Genomic DNA, 6,238 nt, shown 5'->3' on the forward strand with positions numbered 1-6,238 from the left:
CGCGATCGGCGGGTGGGCCGCCGGGGGGAATCTCTCCGTAGGAGACTGCGACGTCGAGGACGTTCTCGAGGAATTGGAGAAAGGTTCCCGAGCTTTGCCAGATCCCCGCGCTCCGCCGAACCGTATTCGCATCGAAGATCGAATCATAGAGATCGCCCTGGCCGACGAACAGGCCGCTCGGATCCTCCGCCTCGTTCCCGAAAAAGATCCCGTTACCCTGAAGCTGGTGCAAAAGCACCTGACTCGTCGCATCGGGGCTCACCTCCCACTCGCGGTCGACCGTCAGTCGCTCCCCCGATGCGTGAACGATGGTGCGCACCTGTCCCGATCCTCTGCCGCTGACGATCTGCGCCTCGATACCGGCGTAATCGCCGGGAAGCTTGGCGGCGAGGAAAAGATCGTTCCCGGAGCAGCGGGAGACCGCAGAAAGCATGGGCGGGAGATATCCCGCCGTTTCGACTCGATCGGGAACTTCTCCATCGGACTCGGGCGGCCAAGCCAAAAGGATCGACCGATCGGTGTTCTCTCCGACGGGAATCCACGACTCCGAGCCGTCGGCTCGCTCGATTCGCACCCCGGCACCCCGCAGCTCCCCCGGAGCCAAGCGCTCGTGGCGCAGCCAGATCGTCTTCCCCTCTATCCTCTCGACCGGGAGCCATCGGACCGGAAAGCCTCCCTTTCCCAGCCACTTCCCCCGCAACGGCTCCCCCCGAAGGCGCAGAGCCATTCGCTCGCCCCGTCCAAAGTCGGTGAAGCTATTGTGCGCCACGACAAAAAACCGGCAGCCGTCGAGATGGCTCTGGAGGACCGAGCCGTCGGCTATCCAGTTGTCGAGAAGCGCAAGGTAGCGCCCCCCCAACGACGTCCGGGAGAGGGCGCCCATCGGGTTGGAAAAATCGTTGCCGACGACGCGCCCGTTCCGGAGGTCGAGAAGCCGGTGGCGCATCCCGAGAAATTCACAGCCCGAAATCTCGACGTTGCGGACCCCTCCCAAAAAGAGCGTCAGCTCCTCGTCCTCTCGGCCGGCGAGCCCCCACTGGCCGAGAGACCATTGCGGGTCCCGCTCGGGTTGCCGGCCGGGAGCGCCGGCAAAAGGCAGATAGTCGATTCGAACATTGCGCAAAAAGAGATCTCGAGTCTCCCAAGGAGAGGCTGCCGCCCTTCTGCGAAGCGGTGCGGGAATCTCGGCTTCCGCCAGGTCGGTCGGAAGGAGGCGGTCGGCGAGCACGGAGAGGTCGAGCAGAACCCTTCGCGCGTTTCGCACCAGCAGCGAGAGGCCCTCGATCGAATATTGCCCGCTGCCGTAGAGGACCGCGGGCAGAAACTCATTTGGCGAGCGGGGCGCGTTTTGCGGCCATTTGAGCCAAGTAAAGTCCTTCCCATCTCCTTCGAGAAGGGTCTTCGGGGGGAGGAAAAAAGCCTCTCGAACCGCATAGCTGCCCGCCGGAAGGTAGACAATCCCTCCTCCCGCCTTTTCGGCCGCCTTCAGCGCTTTCCGCAGAGCGGCCGAATCGTCCGAAACGCCATCCCCTCTGGCCCCGAACTCGCGCACGTTGAAGAGCGTCGAGGGCCAGCTCTCCGCGGCTTTGACCTCGAGCGTCGCTCCCCCTCCCCATCCCCATTCGCCGCCATGACCATTGTGCACCCAAATCTCATAGCTTCCGACCGGCAGGCTCTGCGGCAGGCGGGCCGAGAGGCGATACCGTTCCGCTCGCTCGGGCTCGATCAAAATCGACTTGCCCGTCGCTCTCTCTCGGAGCAAGAGGAGAGTCTTCGTCCTCTCCGTCACGTCGAGAAGGAAATTTCGACCGAAGACTTCGATCTGGCTCCCCGGCACCGCCTGGTTTTCCGCCAGCCCCGGAAGCAGCCGCTCCGGTTGGCTCCACTCGGGCCTCGGGCGGTTGAGAAGGAGCTTCTCCCCCTCCACGTCCACGGCAAAGACGCCCGCGGTGAAGGCTCCGGGGACGGCGACCTTGAGCGCGCAGGAAGAAGCCTGCTGCACCGGCACCGAGACCGCCATCGAGGGAGCGGGTGGAAAGCCGCTTCGGGGCTCCTTGGGCTCTCCGTCTTCCAACGGCCAGACCGAGACCGAACGAACGCCTCCCAGATCGCCGCCGTAAAAAAGCCCCATCTCTCCGGGAGCGATCGGCTCCGAGGTCCAGAAAATCTTCGCCGCTCCGGAAGAAACGGCCGCTAAGGAAAGGAAAAGAGCAAACGCCAGAGAGGCAGCCCGGGCCATTCTTCCGCCAGACTGCCTGAAGCAAAATCATCCAGCAAGTGGTTCCCTTCTTCCCGCTCCGAAGAGTTGCAATCGGGAGTTCCGGCTGTGAAAAAGAGAGTAGGCGCTTTCGCTAGGACAATGCCGGCGCCAAGCCTTTCTTGGATGGCAGGAAACGATTCGAGCTCCTTTGCTGTCGAGACGGACCAGCTGAGCCGCCGCTTCGGTGGCTTTTGCGCCGTCGACCGTCTCACTCTACAAGTCCGCCTTGGAGCGATCTTCGGGCTTTTAGGACCGAACGGCTCGGGAAAGACGACGACGATGCGCATGCTGACCACCCTCCTCCCTCCCTCTTCGGGAAGCGCGCGTGTCGACGGGCACGACGTGGTCGGCGATCCGACCGCCGTCCGAGCAGATATCGGCTACGTTCCCCAAATGCTTTCGGCCGATCCCGACTTGACCGGCTACGAGAATCTCTGGATCGGTGCAAAGCTCTATCGGATTCCCCGCTCGGAGCGGCGTGAAAGGATCGAGGAAGCCCTCGACTTCATGGGAATCGACCAGCCCGGGGAGCTCGTCCGCCGCTATTCCGGCGGAATGATCCGCCGTCTGGAGATCGCGCAGTCGCTCGTCAGTCGCCCGCGCGTGCTCTTTCTCGATGAGCCGACGGTTGGGCTCGACCCGGCCGCCCGGCGAACGCTCTGGCGACATTTGCGGGAGCTCCGGAAGCAGTGGAAGATGACCATCTTCCTCACCACCCATTACATGGAGGAAGCGGCGGAGCTCTGTGGAACGGTCGGCTTTCTCCGTGCGGGCAGGCTCATGCATCTTGGCTCTCCCGAGCAGCTCTGCCACGCCGGCGGCAGACAAAGGAGCCTGGAAGAGCTCTTTCTCGAAATTGCCGGGGAGCCGAATCCTTCCGATGGCAACAGCTATGCCGAGGTGGTTCGCAGCCGGAAGGCGATCCGGAGACATGGCTAAAAGGCTTGCCGAGCTCCTGGCTACCTGGGATCAGACCGTGGCGCTCGCGGAGGCGGAGCTTCGCAAGCTCCGTCACGATCCGATCGAGCTCTTTACCCGGATTGTCCAGCCCCTGCTCTGGCTCTTGATCTTCGGCAAGGTCATGGATCGGATCCGGGCCATTCCCACCGGCGGCCTCCCCTACCTCGATTTTTTGGCTCCGGGCATCCTCGCCCAGAGTGCTCTCTTCCTCTCGATCTTTTACGGCATCTCCACCATCTGGGAGAGGGATTCGGGGGTTCTTACCCGGTATCTGGTGAGCCCGGCTCCCCGCTGGACCCTCGTGCTGGGGAAAGCCCTCGGCGGGGGAGTTCGCAGCTTGTCACAGGCGATCGTGATCTTCGGCCTGGCGGCTGCACTCGGAGTGCAAATCCGCTGGCGGGTGGAAACCGTTCTCGCCATGCTGCTTTTCACCCTTCTCGGGTCGGCCCTCTTCTCCACCCTATCCTTGATTGTCGCCTGCCTCGTAAAGACGCGGGAACGCTTGATCGGGATCGGCCAACTTCTCACCATGCCCCTCTTCTTCGCCAGCAACGCGATCTACCCCCTCCAGCTCATGCCCGCCTGGCTCTGTCTGCTCGCGCGTTTCAACCCGTTGACCTATCTGGTCGATGCTCTGCGCGCCCTGATGCTGGCCCGCTCCCAGAGCTCCCTCGGCTTGGGAACCGATTTTGCCGTTCTCGCCCTGACCCTGGTTCTGCTGATCGCCCTCGCCGCAAGGCTCTACCCGCGAATCCTCCTATGACGGCCGGGCGTCCTTCTCTTCTTTTCCAATTTCCGGCTCGCATCTTCGACCCGCTTGGCTTTCGATCTTCCCGTATGCTCCGCCACGCACCCCAACCGTCCCCGCCGCGCTCTCCCGCTCCCTCGTCCAAGCCATCCCTCTGGCAAAAGATGGCCCGACTCCTACTTGTTTCGCTGCCCCTTCTGCTTTTCGTCGGCTGCAGCGCCGAGCAGAAGGCGACGGCGGCCGAAGAGCGCATCGCCGACTATCGCCGTCATCCTTCGGAAAGCACGAAACGGGCGGCCGAGGAGGCGCTGGCCGACCTCGATGAAGCCATCCGCCGGCGGGAGCAGGCGACCCTGAAGGGGAACCAGACGCCGAAGGAGACCGCGGCGCTCGCCAAGCTCGAGCTCAAGCGAGCCCAATTGAGCCTCGAATTTGCCAAGGCGAAGGTCGATGCGTTTGCGAACGGAGTGCAAAAGGCGTTCGGGGATAAACCGTAGATGACAGCCAAGAGCTTGGATGCCCTGATCGTCGGCGGAGGGATCGGAGGGTTCACCGTCGCCTTCCATCTCGCCCAAAAGGGCCGTTGCGTCGGGCTCCTCGAGCGAGAAGTCGTCGCGGGATACCATTCGACCGGTCGTTCGGCGGTCTTCTTCCGAGGAAGCCACGGAACTGCTTCCGTTCGGGCCCTCTGCCGGGCCAGCCGCCGCTTCTTTGAACAGCCTCCCGAGGCTCTTTCGGGACGGAGGCTCGCCACTCCCCGGGACGCCCTCTTTGTCTCCTCAACGGCGGATCTTCCCACCTTGGATGCCTTCATCCAAGACGTAGCCGCCGGGGGAACTCCGATCGAACGCCTCTCTCCCGAAGAGGCCTGCGCTCGGGTGCCCGTCTTGCGGCGCGCCTGGGTTGGCGGAGCCGCCCTCGAAAAGGGCGGAATGGATATCGACCTCCCCGCCCTCCTGGAAGGCTTGCAGGAAGCTCTGCTCCGACTCGGGGGGAGTGTCCACCTGGGAGCGGAGGTGCAGGGGCTCGAAAGGAGCGGCTCCCTCTGGCGGGCCCGAACCTCCGCCGGCGACTTTGCGGCGCCAATCCTTGTCAACGCCGCGGGAGCCTGGGCCGACGAGATCGCCCGCGCGGCGGGAGCGATTCCGATCGGGCTCGTGCCCAAGCGAAGGACGGTGATGACCTTTCAGGCCCAAGCCGAGAGCGCGCGCTGGCCGATGGTGCTGGAGGTCAAAGAGCGATTCTATTTCCGGCCCTGGGCGAGCGTTCTTCTCGCCTCGCCCGCCGACCAGACTCCCATCGCCCCATGCGATGTCCAACCGGAAGAAGCCGACTGCCGTGCCCTCCTCCAAAAACTGGCCGAAGCCACGACCCTTCCCCTCGATCCTGCTTCCGTCCTCCGCCGGTGGGCGGGCCTCCGCTCCTTCGTTGCCGACGAATGCCCAGTCATCGGATGGGATCCCGAGCTTCCCGGTTTTTTCTGGACAGCCGCCTTGGGAGGCTTCGGGATCGAAACCTCCCCCTCGATCGGGGAGATCGCGGCGTCTCTTCTCACAGGAGCTCCCTTCCCTCCGGAAATCGCCGCACAGGGGATCTCCGAAGAGAGCTTTGCCCCGAAGCGACTCCGAGCTTCCCCGATTCCTTCGGAATCCGATTGAGCGATCCCGGTCGGTTGCGGCCAACGCTCGATCGGAAAAGGAGATGCGGAAACAACAAAGGCTGTCGACTACCGGCTAGTCCTCGCGGAGGGCCGCTATTAAAAAAGACCAGGCAAAAGATCAGGAGGAAAGGGGGGAATAAGGCCTCCAGGGCGCAGTTCCGGGTGCTTCTCGGCAAGCGCATGCAGCGCCTGCTCCATCTTCTTGTCCTTTAAGGTCGCTGCGAGCGCATGGAGCGGCTCGAGCGGCTCGCAGAGCGGCCTTATCCAAGGAAGGGCAATGGCGGAAAAAGCCGGATAGGCGTTCGGTCCCTCGACAAACTCGGCGATCTCTTGCCAAAACCAGCTCGGCATCGCCGAAAGATCCCAGACGTAAGATGGATGATCTGGATTCTTCGGGTTCGGGTGTAGGTTAAGCGATAGCTCAAGGTCCATCAAAAATTCGGTCGCCAACCAGCGGTCGGCCAGGAAGCTCCGAAACTTTTTGGGGCCCCATCGGGCAAAGAGCGCAAAGAGCTCCTTTCTTCTCTGCTCTAACGGCGTGTCCTGGCTATCCATCTTAATATTTAAATCCACCAGCTCATAGGTCGCTTCCCGCTGCACGGGCGTGAGT

6 protein-coding genes are annotated in these 6,238 nt (G+C 63.1%); 4 read left to right on the top strand and 2 right to left on the bottom strand.

The window, feature by feature from the left end; all coding sequences use genetic code 11:
- A partial coding sequence (locus FN369_RS10675) for a glycosyl hydrolase family 28-related protein (protein WP_142526121.1) occupies window positions 1-2,239 on the bottom strand: 2,239 nt, incomplete at its 3' end.
- A 144-nt stretch (window positions 2,240-2,383) separates the two neighbouring features.
- Between FN369_RS10675 and FN369_RS10680 the strand changes: the two genes are divergently transcribed.
- From FN369_RS10680 to FN369_RS10695, 4 genes are all read left to right on the top strand, one after another.
- The gene (locus tag FN369_RS10680; RefSeq protein WP_142526122.1) at window positions 2,384-3,199 is read left to right on the top strand and encodes an ATP-binding cassette domain-containing protein; all 816 of its coding nucleotides are present in this window, start codon (window positions 2,384-2,386) and stop codon (window positions 3,197-3,199) included.
- Window positions 3,192-3,983 carry an ABC transporter permease gene (locus FN369_RS10685; protein ID WP_142526123.1) on the top strand — a complete coding sequence of 264 codons (792 nt, stop codon included), beginning with the start codon at window positions 3,192-3,194 and terminating at the stop codon, window positions 3,981-3,983. The genes FN369_RS10680 and FN369_RS10685 overlap by 8 nt, the downstream gene beginning before the upstream one ends.
- Window positions 3,984-4,132: 149 nt before the next feature.
- A complete protein-coding gene (locus FN369_RS10690; RefSeq protein WP_142526124.1) occupies window positions 4,133-4,465 on the top strand; it encodes a hypothetical protein in 333 nt (110 codons plus the stop codon).
- Window positions 4,466-5,626: an NAD(P)/FAD-dependent oxidoreductase gene (locus FN369_RS10695; RefSeq protein ID WP_142526125.1), complete on the top strand. Its 1,161-nt coding sequence runs from the start codon at window positions 4,466-4,468 to the stop codon at window positions 5,624-5,626.
- 98 nt (window positions 5,627-5,724) lie between these two features.
- Here the strand turns inward: FN369_RS10695 and FN369_RS10700 are convergent.
- Window positions 5,725-6,238, bottom strand: a 514-nt coding sequence (locus tag FN369_RS10700) for a hypothetical protein (protein WP_218580050.1), incomplete at its 5' end; no start/stop codon positions are given.

The sequence above is a fragment of the Methylacidimicrobium cyclopophantes genome, assembly GCF_902143385.2.
GTDB classification, from domain to species: domain Bacteria; phylum Verrucomicrobiota; class Verrucomicrobiia; order Methylacidiphilales; family Methylacidiphilaceae; genus Methylacidimicrobium; species Methylacidimicrobium cyclopophantes.